The sequence below is a fragment of the Flavobacterium sp. WG21 genome (assembly GCF_000335775.1).
Lineage (GTDB): Bacteria > Bacteroidota > Bacteroidia > Flavobacteriales > Flavobacteriaceae > Flavobacterium > Flavobacterium tructae.
The window spans coordinates 194,094-211,076 of sequence record NZ_AMYW01000004.1; the positions used below are offsets into that span (position 1 = coordinate 194,094).

Here is a 16,983-nt window from a genome sequence, read left to right on the forward strand (position 1 = left end):
ACTTTTGCACCAGAAATAAATTTTTAACTTTAAAACGAAAAATATGTCTTTAGTAGGAAAAAAATTCCCAAGTATTGCAGTTGATGCTATCTCTGAAATGGGTGATAATTTAAAAATCAACATTTTTGAAGAAGCAGTAAACAACAACAAAAAAGTATTATTGTTTTGGTATCCAAAAGATTTCACTTTTGTTTGCCCAACTGAATTACACGCCTTCCAAGCTGCTTTACCAGAATTTGAAAAAAGAAATACTATCGTAATCGGAGCTTCATGTGATACAAACGAAGTACACTTTGCATGGTTAAACACACCAAAAAACAACGGTGGAATCGAAGGTGTTACTTACCCAATCTTAGCAGATACAAACCGTAACTTAGCTAACATTTTAGGTATTCTTGACATCGAAGCTACAAGCTACAGCGAAGAAACTGATTCAGTTATCATCGAAGGTTCAAACGTACCATACAGAGCTACTTACTTAATTGACGAAACTGGAAAAATCTTCCACGAAAGTGTTAACGATATGCCATTAGGACGTAACGTAAACGAATATTTAAGAATGGTGGATGCTTACACTCACATTCAAACTAAAGGTGAAGTTTGTCCTGCAAACTGGGAAGCCGGAAAAGAAGCAATGTCTGCTGACAGAATCAGTACTGCTGAGTATTTGAGCGCAAACTAATTTTTTTTTATAAAGGTACAAAGGTTCATAGGTACAGAGTAGCAAAGGTTTCGCTACTTTATAAAATTTAAATTTTTATCCCTTTGAACCTTTGTTTCTTTAATACTCCTCTTAAAAAACACAAAGAATCTTATTGATCTCAAACAACAAATCTAATTTGTTGTATTCTTCTATACATTTAAAAAGAACTTTGAGCCTTTGAACCTTAAAAATATAAACAGATGTTAATCGACTTAAACGAAGATACGTTAGCAGATTTAGTTGCTAAAAACGAAAAAGTAGTAGTGCAATATTCAGCTTCATGGTGTGGAAATTGCCGTATTATGAAACCAAAATTCAAAAAATTAGCCACAGAAAACGAAGCTATCACTTTTGTTTTGGTTGATGCTGAAAATTCACCGGAATCAAGAAAGTTAGCCAATGTAAGCAACCTGCCTACATTCGCAACCTTTGTAAACGGACAATTGGTTGGGGAAACTCAAACCAACAAACAAGAAGTTTTAATCGACTTGGTAAACGCGATCGCATAATAATAGATTGTTAGATTGTTAGATTTTTGGAAAGTTAGATTGTTATACCTTATCTAAAAATCCAATAATCCAATAATCCAATAATCGAGTAATCTAAAAATCTAAAAAAATGAAATTACCCGTAATAAAGCAGTTAACCCAATTTATCGAAGAAAACGATCAGGATTATATCATTGAAACTATCGAAGTTTTAGAAGCGATGACTGAAATTCCGTCTTTAAAAGATGAAGAATTAGATGTAATTGGCGAATTAATTTCGAATATGTATGGTGCGCTTGAAGTACACAAAATGGTAGTTCAGGGCACTGATAAAAAAGAAGCTCTAAATGCGTTTATGAAACGTGTTTTAGGTTCCATCGATAAATAATCGAGCATACAAATAAAAAAAACATGACAAGGGAAAGCGTTTCAATTTTGAGGCGCTTTTTTTAGTTTTCAGTTTTTGATCGTAGTCTCGGTTTGCAGTCCCGGTTTGCAGTCTCACTTTACAGTCACACTCTCAATTTAATCCACGAGTGTCCTCCTGAGCGAAGTCGAAGGAGACCCAAGCGATAGCGAATAGGCGAAGCAGATCACACAAGAAACTCCACAATTAAAATCGCCACTCTTTATCGATTCCCTAGTGCGATTTATCCTTCGTCGAAATGATATACTTTGTGATACATCCAAAATAATTCGTGAATTCGTGGCTATTAGCCCCACCTTAATCTCTCCTTAAACCCATCAACAAATACTTTTAGATTCGAATATTAATCCTTACTTTTGAACCTCATTAATTTAAATAAAAATCATGGCTTCAATAACATTGGGAGGAAATCCTATTCATACTTCAGGCGAATTACCAACAGTTGGATCACAACTAGCTGATTTCAAATTAGTACAAAACGATTTATCAGTTGTTTCTTTAAGCAATTTTGCAGGAAAAAAACTGGTTTTAAATATTTTTCCAAGTATCGATACCGGAACTTGTGCTACATCTGTTAGAAAATTCAACGAAAGTGCCAGCAACTTAGAAAACACAACTGTATTGTGCATTTCAAGAGATTTACCATTTGCACAAAAACGTTTTTGTGGTGCTGAAGGATTAGAAAATGTAGTTAACTTATCCGATTTTCAGGCGGGAGATTTTGGAAAAACAAACGGTTTAGAAATTGTTGACGGACCTTTGGCTGGTTTACATTCAAGAGTAATCATTGTAGTTGATGCTAATGGAAAAGTAACACACACTGAACAAGTAGCTGAAATTGCAAACGAACCAAATTACGAAGCAGCTTTAGCAGCATTATAATATCTTTAAATGGAATTTCAAAAAGACAATACCTTTGTTACCGGCCGTCTAAAAAGTATGACCTATGCTTTTAACGGAGCGGTAAAATTAATCAAAACAGAACACAGCATTATGGTTCAATTCTCTCTGGGAATTATCATGACCATTGCCGGGTTTTACTTTCATATTTCACAAACCGAATGGTTGTGTCAAACATTAGCCATAGGCCTCGTTTTAAGCGTTGAGGGTTTGAATACGGCAGTAGAAAAAATTGCCGATTTTATTCACCCTGATTACAGCAAACGAATCGGTTTTATTAAAGATATTGCAGCCGGAGCGGTATTTTTTGCCGCGATGACAGCAATCGCAATAGGCTTAATCATTTACATCCCAAAATTTATATAGGCAACAGGAAACGCAAGAATGGCAAAAACAACCAAAAAGGAAACTTTAGACAAAAAAAACGAATCAAAGACTGAAAAGATAAAGTACGGAAACCTATCCAAACAACAAAAATTTGTTTTGGGATGTCTTCTGATACTCTTTTCTGTGGCACTATTAGTTGCCTTTATTTCTTTTTATGTCAACGGACAATGGCAATCTGACCAAAGTGCGGTAAGCCAGCTTGGCGATCGTACCGAAATTGTAGAAAACTGGCTCGGAAAATTCGGGGCATTCCTCGCCGATCTAATTGTATACAGAGGTTTTGGTATTGCCTCTTTTATATTCGTCCGTTTATTTTTCCTTACCGGAATGTTTCTCGCTTTGGAACTTTCTACCAAAAAATTAAAAAACACTTGGTTTTGGGATCTTTTTGCCCTTATTATTGTCTCTGTACTGTTTGGATTTTTCGCCACTTCAGCACCTGAATTGGGCGGAACGATTGGATATGAACTTAATCTGTTTTTACAAGATTACATCGGAAAAACCGGAACTTTACTTACACTACTTTTCGGATTAATCGTATACCTTATTTTTAAAATCAAACTATCTCCTGAAAAAATTCAGTCCTATTTTGATTCTACTAAAAAAGAATTCAATTCTGAATTGGCTTCTATAAAAAAACCTCAGGAAGCCGAAAGTGCTTATAACTTAGAAGAATTTGCCATCGAGGAAGAAGATCCGGAATTAGACAACATTCATCTAAAATCTAATATCAGCCAGTTCGAAATCAACAAAGAAGCTTTAAAACCAACTATTTCAAACGCCTCAGAAATTGATTTGAATCCGATTTTAAAACCAGTTCAAATGGATATCAATCCGGTAACTGTAAAAACACCTGTTCATACGGAAGAATTTGTAATCGAAAAAGCGGAAGAAGAAGATATTATCGAAGAGAATCTGGCTTCCCGTCTGGTAGCCGATTTTGGTTTATTCGACCCTACTTTAGACCTATCCAATTATAAATTCCCTACGCTTGATATATTGAAAGAATACTCAACTGGGGGAATTACAATCAATCAGGAAGAATTAGAAGAAAATAAAAATAAAATTGTTGATACACTTCGCAATTATAAAATTGAAATTGCGCAGATCAAAGCAACCGTTGGTCCATCGGTAACCTTATACGAAATTGTACCGGAAGCGGGGATCAGAATTTCTAAAATTAAAAGTTTAGAGGATGATATCGCATTATCACTTTCGGCATTAGGAATCCGTATTATAGCTCCTATTCCGGGAAAAGGAACTATTGGTATCGAGGTTCCGAACAAAAACCCTACAATGGTTTCGATGAAAAGCGTTATTGGATCTGCTAAATTTCAGGAAGCTGAAATGGAACTGCCAATTGCTTTAGGAAAAACAATCTCAAACGAAACTTTCGTGGTCGATCTGGCCAAAATGCCTCACTTACTGATGGCTGGGGCAACCGGGCAAGGAAAATCGGTAGGTTTGAATGCTGTTTTAACCTCTCTTTTATACAAGAAACATCCGGCCGAAGTTAAATTTGTACTGGTAGATCCGAAAAAAGTAGAGCTTACGCTTTTTAATAAAATTGAAAGACATTACTTAGCCAAACTTCCTGATACAGAAGATGCTATCATCACTGACAATGCAAAAGTAGTGAATACACTGAACTCACTTTGTGTTGAAATGGACAATCGCTACTCTTTACTAAAAGACGCGATGGTACGTAACATTAAAGAATATAACGAAAAATTCAGAGCACGAAAACTAAATCCTGAAGCAGGCCACCGATTTTTACCTTACATTGTTCTGGTAGTCGACGAGTTTGCTGATTTAATTATGACTGCCGGTAAAGAAGTTGAAGTTCCTATTGCCCGTTTGGCTCAATTGGCCCGTGCTATTGGTATTCACCTGATTATTGCCACACAAAGACCATCGGTGAATGTTATTACGGGTTTAATTAAAGCCAATTTCCCTGCGAGAATTGCTTTCAGAGTAACTTCTAAAATTGATTCCCGAACCATTCTGGACACACAGGGAGCCGATCAGTTGATTGGACGAGGAGACTTATTATACACCAACGGAAATGATGTGATACGTGTACAATGCGCCTTCATAGACACTCCTGAGGTGGAAAAAATTACGGATTTTATCGGTTCGCAAAAAGCTTATGCCACAGCTTATTTGCTTCCGGAGTTTGTTGGAGAAGAAAATGGCATCAATCTTGATGTGGATATTTCCGAAAGAGATACTTTATTCAGAGAAGCTGCAGAGATTATTGTCAATGCGCAACAAGGTTCGGCTTCATTACTGCAAAGAAAATTAAAATTAGGGTACAACAGAGCCGGTCGCCTGATCGATCAGCTGGAAGCAGCAGGTATTGTTGGTCCGTTTGAAGGCAGTAAAGCAAGAACCGTAAACATCACTGACTTAAGTGCTCTTGACCAATTTTTTAATAATGAACAAAATTAATCCCATCATGAAAACAAAAATTCAGGAAATCCAAAACAATTCTATTACTAAGATGACTAAAAAGTGCATTCAAATGGCAGTTTTATTGCTTTTGAGCTTCACTTCTATTCAGGCTCAGGATAAAAAAGCCAAAGATTTATTGAATGAAGTAACTTCAAAAATAAAAAGCTACAACAATATTGTTATTGACTTTAAGTACACCCTGAATAACGCTAAAGAGAACATCAATCAGGACAGTAAAGGAAATGTTACCATGAAAGGCAATCAATATGTATTGAACTTTATGGGAGTAACAAAAATATTTGACGGTCAAAAAACCTACACCATCGTTCCGGAAGACGAAGAAGTTACAATTTCTAAAGTAAATGAGAAGGACGATACAGCTATTACACCTTCAAAAATGCTGACTTTCTTCAATTCCGGCTACAAATACAACATGGATATTGTTCAAAATGTTAAAGGAAGAAAAATACAATATATCAAATTAGCTCCTACAAGCTCTAAAGACCAAAGAAAAGAGATCCTATTAGGCATTGATGTTCAGACCAAACACATTTATAATTTGATCGAAACCGGAAAAAATGGAACAAAAACCACTTTAACCGTTAATTCTTTTAAAACCAATCAGCCTTTATCAAAAAATCAATTTACATTTGTAGCGAGCAAATATCCAAAATACTACATCAATAAATTAGATTAATTACAAGGTTGAAAATTTTAGACAAATACTTACTAAAAACATTCCTGATTACATTTACTACGGTATTTGTAATCCTTTTTTTTATCTTCATACTTCAAACCGTATGGCTCTTTATCTCTGAACTTGCAGGTAAAGATCTCGATTTGATTTTGGTTGTGAAATTCCTTTTATTCTCCATGCCGCGAATCATCCCGCTGGTTTTACCTCTATCGGTTTTACTGGCCTCTATTATGACTTTCGGAAATCTGGCTGAGAATTATGAATTTGCAGCGATGAAATCATCAGGAATATCACTTCAGAGAGCGATGCGAGGTTTAATCGTATTTATCTTTGTTTTAAGTATTGTCGCTTTCTGGTTCGCCAATAATGTGATTCCGTATGCGGAATATAAATTTATTAATTTCCGAAAAAACATTGCGCAAGCTAAGCCCGCCATGGCAATTGCCGAAGGGCAGTTTAATGATGTTGGGTTTTACAACATTAAAGTCAACAAAAAATCTGGTGAAAATGGAAACATTTTAACCGGTGTTACGATTCACGAAAAACCAACTAATACCGGCGAAAACAAAACCGTTATCAAAGCCAAAGATGGTGAATTAATGAGTAATGAAAAATCCAGTATTTTAAAATTAGTTTTAAATGACGGATATTACTACCAGGATGTTACTCCTAAAAAATACGAAGATCGCGCTAAGCTGCCTTTCATAAAAAGTGCTTTCAAAAAACAGATCATTAATATTGATTTATCCGAATTAAACAAAACCGATGACGATAAAGAAAATATAAGCAACACAAACGGAATGTTGAACATTAACGAACTTCGTTATACACTGGATTCCCTGAACAAAAATCTGGATAATGAAATCATCTCTTTTTCAGAAAATATCAATCAGCGTGTGGGGATTACCAAATCAGTCGTTCCTGTAAAAACAACCATCAAGAAAAAAAATCTGCCCAATGATCTTTTATCACGCTACACCAATAAAGAGAAAGCTGATGTAATAAGAATGGCTAGCAGCAATGTGACGAGCAATATTTATTCTATTGAATCAACACAAAACGATTTAAAAGAAAAACAAAGAGATATTAATCAACATTTAACGGCCTTATACGAAAAGTTTGTAATCGCTTTTGCCTGTTTCTTAATGTTTTTTATTGGCGCACCATTAGGAGCTATCATCCGTAAAGGAGGACTTGGTTTACCTATTGTATTTGCCGTTTTAATTTTTATTACCTTCCATTTCATCAATACTTTTGGAAAAAGACTTTCACAGGAAGGCGCAATGAATCCGTTTTTAGGAGCATGGATGTCCTCTTTTATACTATTGCCTTTAGCTGTATTATTAACGTATCGTGCTACTAACGACAACGGATTAATCAACTTTGATGCAATTACTACTCCAATCTCACAACTATTTCAAAAAATTTCCGAGCGGTTCTTTCCAGCTCAAAACAAAAAATAACTATGTCAACAACAAAAATACAACTAAACACCATTGAGGAAGCTATTGAAGACATTCGTCAGGGTAAAGTAATCATTGTAGTGGATGATGAAGATCGTGAAAATGAAGGTGATTTTTTGGCTGCAGCCGAAAAAGTGACTCCGGAAATGATCAATTTCATGGCTACTCACGGACGTGGATTAATTTGTGCTCCATTGACTGAAAGCCGTTGTAAAGAATTAGACTTAAGACCAATGGTAACTAACAATACCGATCATATGGAAACTGCTTTTACGGTTTCTGTAGATTTAAAAGGTCATGGCGTAACGACAGGAATTTCGGCAGCTGACCGCTCTAAAACGGTAATAGCACTGACCGATTCAAATGTTAAACCACATGAATTGGCACGTCCCGGACATATTTTCCCTTTAGTAGCCAAACAAGGCGGAGTTTTAAGAAGAACCGGACATACAGAAGCCGCTATAGATTTTGCCCGATTAGCAGGATTTAAACCGGCTGGTGTTATTTGCGAAATTTTGAATGAAGACGGTACCATGTCTCGTTTGCCTGAATTGGCAAAAGTGGCTAAAAAATTCAATTTAAAATTAGTTTCGATTGAAGATCTGGTAGCTTACAGAATGCAGCACGACAGTCTGATTGTAAAAAAAGAGGATTTTGATATCGAAACCCGTTTTGGAACTTTCAGATTAAGAGCATACGAGCAAACCACCAACAAACAAATTCATATTGCCTTAACAAAAGGAACCTGGAATCTGGGAGAAGCTATTTTAACAAGAATCAATTCATCGCAGGTAAACAACGATTTACTAGGTACCTTAACTAATAATGCAGAACAGCAATTAGACGATATGTTTAAAGTGATTAATGAAAATGGTAAAGGAGCCGTGTTATTCATTAATCAGGATATGACGGCAGTAAATCTGTTGAACAGAATTTCCGAACTTAAAACTTTACAGGCAGGAGGAACAATGAAAGCTCCAAAAGTAATCATTGACAGTAAAGATTATGGAATTGGTGCGCAAATTTTACACGATATCGACATTTCAAAAATCAGATTGGTTTCTAACACGGAACAAACAAAACGTGTGGGAATGATTGGATATGGACTTGAAATTACCGAATACGTAAGTTATTAATATATGGGAACAGTAGAAGAAAGAATTATAAAATCGGAAACACGAATATTTAAAGCGGTTTTCCCGAGTACAACAAACCATTACGACACTTTATTTGGAGGAACAGCTCTTCATGTTATGGATGAAGTTGCTTTTATTTGTGCTACACGATTCAGCAGAAAAAAAGTAGTAACGATTTCAACCGGTCAAATCGATTTTAAAAAAGCCATTCCGGCGGGAACTTTAATCGAATTAGTAGCCAAAGTGATCAGTGTTGGAAGAACGAGTTGTAAAATTCACGTCGATATTTTTATGGAGCAAATGTATTCCGAGCTTCGTGAAACCGTAGTTTCAGGAACTTTTTCGTTTGTTGCGGTGGATGAAAACAAAAAACCGGTGCCAATTTTGGACGACCTGAACTAATTTTTCAAAAATCCATTTTTCGTAAATACTGATAACTAGATACTTGAAAATTATTTCAAAAAAGCTTAAAAAAAAGGCCTGAAAAAGTTTTGAGAACCGAAAAAGCATCTTATATTTGCACTCGCAATCAGCAAATGATCGCGACATACTGGAGAAATGGCAGAGCGGTCGAATGCGGCAGTCTTGAAAACTGTTGACTGTAACAGGTCCGGGGGTTCGAATCCCTCTTTCTCCGCGGAAGACGAAACCCTCAACATTGTTGGGGGTTTTTGTTGTTTTACAACAATAGTGTTTCTTCTATACTTTTAAAAAAGTACCTAATCCCCTGAATGCGTTTATGTTTGCCTAAACATTAAAATAAATTAAATAAAAGGTTATCATTTATTTTTAATAATCAAAAAAGCATCTTATATTTGCACTCGCAATCAGCAAATGGTCGCAACATACTGGAGAAATGGCAGAGCGGTCGAATGCGGCAGTCTTGAAAACTGTTGACTGTAACAGGTCCGGGGGTTCGAATCCCTCTTTCTCCGCGGAAGACAAAACCCTCAACAATGTTGAGGGTTTTTCATTTTATATGCAAAATGTTTGATCATATTTTTTGATACTATAATCATAACACAATCTCCTTTACTATACAATTGTTCTATTCTGTTTTGGATCGTAAAGCATCGCTGTACATAAACAATTTTTCTTGTCCTTGTTTATCAGTATTGGGCAGTTTACACAGGATTTACAATTTTCCCAAAACATTTCGTCGGTAGTCAATTCTGAATAAGTAACCGGTTCAAAACCGAGTTCATGGTTCATTTTCATGACCGCAAGACCTGTACTCAGACTGAATATACGGGCATTGGGGTATTTCTCGCGGCTGAGTTCGAAAATTTTTGTTTTAATTCTTTTAGCAAGTCCGGAGTGCCTGAATTCAGGAGCGACGATTAATCCGGAATTAGAAACATACTTTCCATTTTCCCAAGAGGAGATAAAAGAAAATCCTGCCCACCTTCCGTCTGAGGTGAAGGCTATGACTGCCTCTCCTTTTTTCATTTTGGTTTCAAGAAACTCGGGAGAACGACCGGAAATTCCGGTTCCGCGGGCTATGGCTGATGCAAGTGTGACTTCGCAAATTTCTTTTATCCAAAAGGTATGTACAGGTCTGGCTTTTTCAATACTAAAATCCAGAATTTCTAGAGCTTCCTTAAGTGGTAAAGAAGCTTGTTGTTTTTTTAACAGGGTTGAAAACGTAAAATGTCTTTCAATAGGTTCTATTTTATAGGTTAAGGTTCTCATAGTCGTTTAGTGTAGATCTTATTTGTTATTGTTTTTATTCCTCAAAAAGAATAGAAATACAAAACACTACATCCAACTTGTATACCAATAATTCTTTATAATTTTTCAATTGCCATTAAAACCCTGTAAATCTTAGATATTATATCTTGAACAGTACTTTTTAAGCACAAAAAAACGTCTCAAAATGATATGTTTTTATCATTTTGAGACCGCTTTAAAAGGAACTTATTTTTCAGATATCTCTTCATTCTCCCTAAAGATCACTTTTGCTTATTACTAAATAGCTTCAATATAAGATTGAATGCAATCAAAAAACAAAGTGCTCCTAAAATAGCCATCCAAAAATTTGCCTTCTCGGTAGTATGTGTAACGATATCGCTTTTCTTCTTGATCGCAGCCATATTCAATTTTATAATGTGAAAAATATCCTGACGAATTTTACTTTTTAAATTTTCATCGTTCCAATTACTTTTTAGAGCATCAAAATTAACCTGAAGATCATATGTCACTTTTTGTTCGCCCACTTCAGTAATATTTTCCATCTGGCGGGCGAGATTATTCTGAAATACTAGTATTGCATTTTCTTTATCAGAATTCATTTTATCCAATGAAAGAAGCATATTTCCGGAGTAATCAAGCGTGTTGTAATTCGCCTTCAGAATATCCTTAGTATCGTTTTCAATAGAAAAATTATAATAGGCACTAACCAATGAAAGAATAACGATCATTACTAGAAGCAGAGCTGCTCTGAGATTTAAAAGTATTTTCATTTTTAAGATTATTTAGGTTACACAAGAAACTTCGCTTACTAAATCATAAAAAACTAAATATCAAATATTTACAATTTACAAATTTTCATTTTCAAATCCTAATAAAAAACCTCAGACCTGCTCACTAGAATAATTCAGAACATCTCCATGCCTGCGTTTAATTTATACTGCTCTTGTTCATCCACATATACAAGGGAGGTATTAATATTGGTGCAAAAATTAATGTACTGGTTAATCCGCCAATAATAACTGTTGCTAATGGTCTTTGTACATCTGAACCTATACCGCTGGAAATAGCCGCTGGAATGAGTCCAAGAATGGCTAAAACAAGAATACTGAGAATCGCCCGTAGTTGTTCCTTCGCTGTCTGCTGAATGAGCGATTGTGAAATTGGACTCTTAAATGTTGCTCTGTGAAGTGCTGAAACCAATAACACACCAGCCATTACCGAAATTCCAAAAATAGAAACAAAACCAACTCCGGCAGAAACATTGAAATAATATCCTCTGACTAACAAGGCCATAATACCTCCGCTCAAAGCAAATAAAACACAGCTCGTTGTTATTATTGTATGCTTGAAATTTTTATAGAGCATAAAAAGAAACACAAAAACCATAATTAGTGTAAGCGGAATTGTCAAAGCCAATTGTTTTCCGGCTCTTTCCAGATTTTCATACTGACCTCCATAAACTAGTTCATACCCTTTTGGAATATTCACATCGGTTTTTATTCTCTTTTGCAATTCTTTTACAAAACCGCCCTGGTCTCTGCCTCTAATATTGGTTCTCACGGTCACCATTCGTTTATTATTGTAACGGTAAATGTTTGTCTGTCCCTCAGTAAAATTGATCTCTGCCAATTGTTCCATAGGAATAAGGGCTCCGTTTGCTGATGGAACGAGCAGTTTCTTAATCTCATCAATATTGTCTCTGAATTGTGGCAGGTAGCGGATAACAATATCATAACGTTTGGTACCGTCATACACTGTAGAAATATTTTTACCCCCAATTGCAGCCTCAATCATATTTTGAATTTCGGAAACATTAATGCCATATCGGGCAGCATATTCACGGTTTATCTTTATGGCAAGCTGTTCTTGTGTTCCCTCCTGCTCAATGTTTACTCCTTCGCTTCCCGGCATCGATTTCATAATCGCAACAATACTATCTGCTTTTTTCCTCATCATTCCCAAATCTTCTCCTACAATAGAAACGGCTAAATCTGCTGCACTTCCGGTAACAATTTCCATTACCTGATCAATAATAGGCTGTCCTGATGTAAATTTCACACTAGGGAGCTCTCTTTCGAGCTCTAAACGGATATCTTTGACAAGTTCTTTTTTTGAAATGGTATCACTCCATAAATGATACTCTTTTAGTCCTACCAAAATCTCATTTCTATTCGCCGGGAAAGGATCGGTTCCGTCATCATTTCGGCCCGTTTGTGTAATTACAAAATCGATTTGCGGATATTTTGAAATGATACTTCTTATTTTAGGTGCATTTTTAGCATTTTCCTGTATGGTGATTCCCGCCGGAAAATTTCCTCTAAGAAAAATAGAACCTTCATCTAATTCCGGTAAAAACTCTGTTCCTAATTTTAAACCAAATCCAATTAAAAGCAATACCAATCCAAATCCGATTACAACAGACTTTTTATAGTTCGTCAAAATTTTATGCAGGACTTTAGCGTACAGCCGTTCAACAAACTCAAGCACCTTATTATTATGTTCCTTGAAAGATTCGTCTTTAGCTGAAACTGCTTTATTGTAAACGAAAGAAATCAGGACCGGAATAAAAGTCAGTGCAGCTAACATCGAACCAACCACAGCGAAAGCTAATGTTAATGCCATTGGAGAGAACAATTTACCTTCAACTCTTGTCATTAGCAAAATTGGCATGTAGGCCAATATAATGATGGTAACGGAAAAGAAAATCTCGCGTCCAACTTCCTGAGCTGACAGTAAAGTGATGTGCACAATGCCATTTTCTTTTTCTTCAGGTGTTGCAGTTCGGTATTTCCGGATTAGATGTTCTGCCATGACTACCGCGCCGTCTACAATGATTCCAAAATCGATTGCTCCCAACGATAATAAATTGGCCGGAATGCCTGTAAACCGCATGATGATAAATGCAAAAAGCAATGAAAACGGGATGGTCAAAGCTACCACTAAGGCACTCCTCATACTGCCCAAAAAGAAAATCAAAATAATGATGACAATACTTACACCTTCAAAAAGCGTTTTACCAACGGTATGAAGGGAATGGTCAATTAAAAAACTGCGATCATAAAGCGTTCTGATTTTTACTCCTTCCGGCAGTTCTTGTCCTTGTAAGTCTTCGATTTTCTGTTTCAGCTCTTTGAGTACTTCACTCGGATTTTCGTATCTGCGCAGCAAAACAATTCCTTCAACCCCGCTATTCACATTCACTTTCTCATTGGCAATTGTGTATCCCAAAACCCCGCTTGGCGGAGGAGGGGCTATTTCGACACTTACAACATCACGAACAAATACCGGTACTCCATTGACTGACTTCAATACAATGTTTTCAATGTCTTTCTCGTTTTTGATTGCTCCTAAACCGCGCACGGCAAATCCTTGCCCACCTCGTTCGATGACATTTCCTCCCGTATTCTGATTATTGGCTCTAATGGCATTTTCAACGTCAGCAATCGTTAGTTTATACTTTTGCAATTTATCCGGATATGCCAGAATATGAAATTGTTTTAGAGGTCCGCCAAAAGTTACAATGTCCGCTACACCAGCGGTCTGCAACAGATAAGGTTTTATAACCCAGTCCTGCAAATCTCTTACCTGCATTGGTGAGAGTGTTGGCGGGGCTTCTACAACATATCGGAAAATTTCACCTACAGCCGTCGAAAGAGGAGCCAATTCAGAAGAAACTCCTTCAGGAAGTTCGGCTGTTGCCAGTCGTTCCATTACCTGTTGTCTTGCAAAATAATCATCGGTACCGTCTTTAAATGTAAGCTGTACCACTGACAAACCAAAAATAGTCCTGCTTCTTCTGTCCAAGACATTTGGGGTGTTCTGCAACGCTCTTTCAATAGGAACTGTAACCTGTTGTTCTACTTCTTCGGCAGCGCGCCCCTGATACTGCGCCACTACTATAACATTTGTATCTGCGATATCCGGATATGCTTCAATTTTTAGCTGGGTAAAACAGATGTAACCAACAGCCATTAACGCGATGCTGATACCTACGACCAGCCAGCGATTTTTCAGAGAGAATATGAGTAAATTTTTAATCATGATTACCAGAGTTCAACAGAGTGGGTTATAATAAACCCGCCTCGGTATTGCTTTCTTAATTCAGTTAATACTTCTTTTATCTTTTTGTCCTCGTCGATAAATGTGAGGAGCATTGGTGTTTCATCAAATGAGAATTGTTGTCCCGGCTGCTTCAATCTGTTGTGTCTTCCAAAACCGGAATGACCTGTGAAAGAAGTTGCTCCCACAATACCATTTTCCAACAGTAAATGCATTATGAATTGATGTAGAGGCTTTCCTCCTTTCAATTCATCTTTGTCGATATAGATTTGTGCTTGTGTCATTTTTACTTTTTTAATAGCCAAACGATAATCCTTTTAGCTGCATTGCGCCTTCAACGACAACTAATTCATTGCTATTCAATCCTTTAAAAATAATTATTCTGTCTCCTACTTGCTGACCGGTCTGAATTTCTCTTCTTTTAAAGTTATTTTCAGATTCTTTTACAAATACATAATTTTTTCCATTGACTATAACTAATGATGTTTTGCTTATGCTGATGAAATTCCCTTCCTTCAAACCAAAAGATACACTGGCAAACATTCCGGCTTTCAATTTGTTTGATGGATTATGCACTGAAATTCTAATTTTTATCATTCGTGTTTCAAGATCAACCCTATCTACAATCGCATCTATTCTGCCTTTGAATGTTTCGTTAGGAAATGAATTAAAAGAAATGTCCCCTGAACTGCCTGGTTTTACTTTGCTTATTTGATTCTCGGGAATATCACAAATCAGATAGGCTGTTCCAACTTTTGCATTTCTCAGCATATCCGGAGTGAAACCTGCCGAAATTAATCTCGATTCATGTTCTATCAGGGCTGCTTTTTCATTGGCCAAACTGGTTTGTTCTATGGATAAAGCGGTCTCTGCATTTAGTAAATCCTGACCTGTGGCTGCTCCGTGCCGATTTAAATCTTTAGTGCGCTCTAATTCTGATCGTTTTTGTTTAATATTAATGTTTTGAATTTGACTGATACTAATCCGGCTCCGCATAAGCTGTGTGTAACTGGCTGCCAGCTCAGAATTATCAAACAGCACAACAGGCTGCAAAGCTCCTTCTCCAGATAGTAACACGGTCGCCGCGATTTTTGCCGGTGCCGAAAACTGTGCTGTTATAGTGTTGGTACTGATGGTTTCTGTTTTAAAAAAATCAATCCCTTTTTTATCGGGAAAAAGAATAGACATTCCCTTATCTTTTATAATTGGTGCTGTTTCTTTTTCCGTTAGTTTATTCTCTTTTTTTCCGCAGGAAGTAAATACGATTACTACTGAAAATGCGCAAACTATTTTTTGTATCATAATGCTAATTGATTGATTAAACCCGTTGTATAAAGTAATTGAATGTAGCTTTGCTTGTAAGACTGCATCGTATCGTAATATTGCTGCTGTGTTTCTAACCAACTGCGCTGTGCTTCTAAAAAGTCAACAATGGTGGTTCCTCCTTTTAGATAAGAATACTTGACATTATCTAAAATGGTTTTCGACTGTTTCAATAGTGACTCAAAATTTGCAATATTTTGTTTCTGCCTCTCATAGTTTTCATAAGCGATCTTAATTTCGGTTCTGACTTTTACTTCGAGAGCGGATAATTGATTTTCAACCTGATTTTTTACCAAAACCGATTTTTTAATTTCTCCCTGATTTCGATTAAAAATGGGCAAATCAATATTGGCATAAACACCAAAGTACTGAACTGCATTTTGCGGATTCCAGATAACTCCTAATTCGGGCTGTGGAAAAGAAAGCGATTTCTGCAGTTTAATATTACTGTCAGAAACGTCTATTAATGATTTTACGGACTGTAAATCGCTTCTGTTTTGAAATGCCTTAGCAAGCAGATCATCAATAGTATTGGGCATTGCAAATAAAAAATCATCTGACATGTCGGCACTAACATTCTCCTGCGTACCAAGCAATAATTTCAATTCGCTTTGATGGTTATTTACCTCCTGAAATGCCGTTTTAAGCTGAATGTCGTATTGTTTTGACAGTAGTTCGGTTCTGTATAAATCGGTTTGGGTAATTACTAAGTTTTTATACCGGTTTTGGTTTGTAAAAAGCAGACTGTCGATATTACTTTTAGCGATACTGATAATCTCTAATCTTCTTTTAGCGGTCCAGACTTCCAGCCATTTATTAGCCACATCAAAAAAAAGATTGCGTTCCGTTTCACTATAGTTTTTTTCTGCAAACAAAACATTTTTGCCGGCCAGCTCAATTTTATTTTTACGCTGTCCTGCTATTTGGAAGGGTTTAGTCAATTGCCACCAGACCTGACGATTTTGCTTGTCGTGCCATTGTGTGTTTTCATGAAATCCAGAGGATTGCATCAATTGCAGGGCCTGATTGTTCAGGCTTGGATTGGGACGAAGTTTAGCCGTGACTATATCCGATTCTGCAATCTTTACATTTAATTGCTCTGTTTTAAGAAACGGATTATTGCTTCGTGCGGTTTGAAGTGCTTTTTGCAGCGTACAATTCTCCTGTGCCTGCGTATGAAAACAAAGCCCCAGGGAAAAGAGTAAAAAAATAAACTGTTGTTTTTGAATTTGCATCGCTAAAAATATTTGATGC

General features: G+C 36.4%; 16 protein-coding genes and 2 tRNA genes. 12 read left to right on the forward strand and 6 right to left on the reverse strand.

Annotated features, from left to right (window positions below; genetic code table 11):
* Positions 1-43 precede the first annotated feature (43 nt).
* From C245_RS0105115 to C245_RS0105170, 12 genes are all read left to right on the forward strand, one after another.
* Positions 44-682 (forward strand): peroxiredoxin, encoded by a 639-nt coding sequence (locus C245_RS0105115; protein WP_017495509.1) that lies wholly within the window; start codon positions 44-46, stop codon positions 680-682.
* 221 nt (positions 683-903) lie between these two features.
* The gene (locus tag C245_RS0105120) at positions 904-1,212 is read left to right on the forward strand and encodes a co-chaperone YbbN (RefSeq protein ID WP_007805605.1); all 309 of its coding nucleotides are present in this window, start codon (positions 904-906) and stop codon (positions 1,210-1,212) included.
* A gap of 109 nt (positions 1,213-1,321) precedes the next feature.
* Complete coding sequence (locus C245_RS0105125; protein ID WP_017495510.1) at positions 1,322-1,579, forward strand: hypothetical protein; 258 nt, start codon at positions 1,322-1,324, stop codon at positions 1,577-1,579.
* A gap of 423 nt (positions 1,580-2,002) precedes the next feature.
* Complete coding sequence (gene tpx, locus C245_RS0105130) at positions 2,003-2,500, forward strand: thiol peroxidase (RefSeq protein WP_017495511.1); 498 nt, start codon at positions 2,003-2,005, stop codon at positions 2,498-2,500.
* A 9-nt stretch (positions 2,501-2,509) separates the two neighbouring features.
* Complete coding sequence (locus C245_RS0105135) at positions 2,510-2,884, forward strand: diacylglycerol kinase (RefSeq protein ID WP_017495512.1); 375 nt, start codon at positions 2,510-2,512, stop codon at positions 2,882-2,884.
* 18 nt (positions 2,885-2,902) lie between these two features.
* Positions 2,903-5,356, forward strand: coding sequence for a DNA translocase FtsK (locus C245_RS0105140; RefSeq protein ID WP_017495513.1), 2,454 nt, complete (start codon positions 2,903-2,905; stop codon positions 5,354-5,356).
* Between the two features lie 7 nt (positions 5,357-5,363).
* Positions 5,364-6,056, forward strand: coding sequence for an outer membrane lipoprotein carrier protein LolA (locus C245_RS0105145; protein ID WP_051041434.1), 693 nt, complete (start codon positions 5,364-5,366; stop codon positions 6,054-6,056).
* A gap of 8 nt (positions 6,057-6,064) precedes the next feature.
* Positions 6,065-7,519, forward strand: a complete 1,455-nt coding sequence (locus C245_RS0105150) for an LptF/LptG family permease (protein WP_017495515.1) — start codon at positions 6,065-6,067, stop codon at positions 7,517-7,519.
* Between the two features lie 2 nt (positions 7,520-7,521).
* Entirely contained in the window at positions 7,522-8,655 is a 1,134-nt protein-coding gene (gene ribB, locus C245_RS0105155; protein ID WP_017495516.1) for a 3,4-dihydroxy-2-butanone-4-phosphate synthase, read from the forward strand.
* A gap of 3 nt (positions 8,656-8,658) precedes the next feature.
* Positions 8,659-9,057 (forward strand): acyl-CoA thioesterase, encoded by a 399-nt coding sequence (locus C245_RS0105160; RefSeq protein WP_017495517.1) that lies wholly within the window; start codon positions 8,659-8,661, stop codon positions 9,055-9,057.
* Between the two features lie 150 nt (positions 9,058-9,207).
* Positions 9,208-9,292, forward strand: a tRNA-Ser gene (locus C245_RS0105165).
* Between the two features lie 213 nt (positions 9,293-9,505).
* A tRNA-Ser gene (locus C245_RS0105170) sits at positions 9,506-9,590 on the forward strand.
* Positions 9,591-9,690: 100 nt separating this feature from the next.
* On the opposite strand, the gene C245_RS22705 is transcribed toward C245_RS0105170, so the two are convergent.
* From C245_RS22705 to C245_RS0105200, 6 genes are all read right to left on the reverse strand, one after another.
* Positions 9,691-10,347: an N-acetyltransferase gene (locus C245_RS22705; protein WP_017495518.1), complete on the reverse strand. Its 657-nt coding sequence runs from the start codon at positions 10,345-10,347 to the stop codon at positions 9,691-9,693.
* Positions 10,348-10,607: 260 nt separating this feature from the next.
* Entirely contained in the window at positions 10,608-11,117 is a 510-nt protein-coding gene (locus tag C245_RS0105180; protein WP_017495519.1) for a hypothetical protein, read from the reverse strand.
* Between the two features lie 157 nt (positions 11,118-11,274).
* A complete protein-coding gene (locus tag C245_RS0105185) occupies positions 11,275-14,388 on the reverse strand; it encodes an efflux RND transporter permease subunit (protein WP_017495520.1) in 3,114 nt (1,037 codons plus the stop codon).
* A gap of 2 nt (positions 14,389-14,390) precedes the next feature.
* Positions 14,391-14,690 (reverse strand): DUF190 domain-containing protein, encoded by a 300-nt coding sequence (locus C245_RS0105190; RefSeq protein WP_026109881.1) that lies wholly within the window; start codon positions 14,688-14,690, stop codon positions 14,391-14,393.
* 10 nt (positions 14,691-14,700) lie between these two features.
* Complete coding sequence (locus C245_RS0105195) at positions 14,701-15,708, reverse strand: efflux RND transporter periplasmic adaptor subunit (RefSeq protein WP_017495522.1); 1,008 nt, start codon at positions 15,706-15,708, stop codon at positions 14,701-14,703.
* Positions 15,705-16,964, reverse strand: a complete 1,260-nt coding sequence (locus tag C245_RS0105200) for a TolC family protein (protein ID WP_017495523.1) — start codon at positions 16,962-16,964, stop codon at positions 15,705-15,707. Before C245_RS0105200 ends, C245_RS0105195 begins: the two co-directional genes overlap by 4 nt.
* Positions 16,965-16,983: the final 19 nt, after the last annotated feature.

What these genes read in the sequence shown, in the direction of transcription:
- C245_RS22705 (WP_017495518.1), bottom strand. Translation starts at nt 10,347, where the DNA reads ATGAGAACCTTAACCTATAAAATAGAACCTATTGAAAGACATTTTACG.
- tpx (WP_017495511.1), top strand. Translation starts at nt 2,003, where the DNA reads ATGGCTTCAATAACATTGGGAGGAAATCCTATTCATACTTCAGGCGAA.
- C245_RS0105120 (WP_007805605.1), top strand. Translation starts at nt 904, where the DNA reads ATGTTAATCGACTTAAACGAAGATACGTTAGCAGATTTAGTTGCTAAA.
- C245_RS0105135 (WP_017495512.1), top strand. Translation starts at nt 2,510, where the DNA reads ATGGAATTTCAAAAAGACAATACCTTTGTTACCGGCCGTCTAAAAAGT.
- C245_RS0105115 (WP_017495509.1), top strand. Translation starts at nt 44, where the DNA reads ATGTCTTTAGTAGGAAAAAAATTCCCAAGTATTGCAGTTGATGCTATC.
- C245_RS0105185 (WP_017495520.1), bottom strand. Translation starts at nt 14,388, where the DNA reads ATGATTAAAAATTTACTCATATTCTCTCTGAAAAATCGCTGGCTGGTC.
- C245_RS0105180 (WP_017495519.1), bottom strand. Translation starts at nt 11,117, where the DNA reads ATGAAAATACTTTTAAATCTCAGAGCAGCTCTGCTTCTAGTAATGATC.
- C245_RS0105190 (WP_026109881.1), bottom strand. Translation starts at nt 14,690, where the DNA reads ATGACACAAGCACAAATCTATATCGACAAAGATGAATTGAAAGGAGGA.
- C245_RS0105140 (WP_017495513.1), top strand. Translation starts at nt 2,903, where the DNA reads ATGGCAAAAACAACCAAAAAGGAAACTTTAGACAAAAAAAACGAATCA.
- ribB (WP_017495516.1), top strand. Translation starts at nt 7,522, where the DNA reads ATGTCAACAACAAAAATACAACTAAACACCATTGAGGAAGCTATTGAA.
- C245_RS0105200 (WP_017495523.1), bottom strand. Translation starts at nt 16,964, where the DNA reads ATGCAAATTCAAAAACAACAGTTTATTTTTTTACTCTTTTCCCTGGGG.
- C245_RS0105125 (WP_017495510.1), top strand. Translation starts at nt 1,322, where the DNA reads ATGAAATTACCCGTAATAAAGCAGTTAACCCAATTTATCGAAGAAAAC.
- C245_RS0105195 (WP_017495522.1), bottom strand. Translation starts at nt 15,708, where the DNA reads ATGATACAAAAAATAGTTTGCGCATTTTCAGTAGTAATCGTATTTACT.
- C245_RS0105145 (WP_051041434.1), top strand. Translation starts at nt 5,364, where the DNA reads ATGAAAACAAAAATTCAGGAAATCCAAAACAATTCTATTACTAAGATG.
- C245_RS0105160 (WP_017495517.1), top strand. Translation starts at nt 8,659, where the DNA reads ATGGGAACAGTAGAAGAAAGAATTATAAAATCGGAAACACGAATATTT.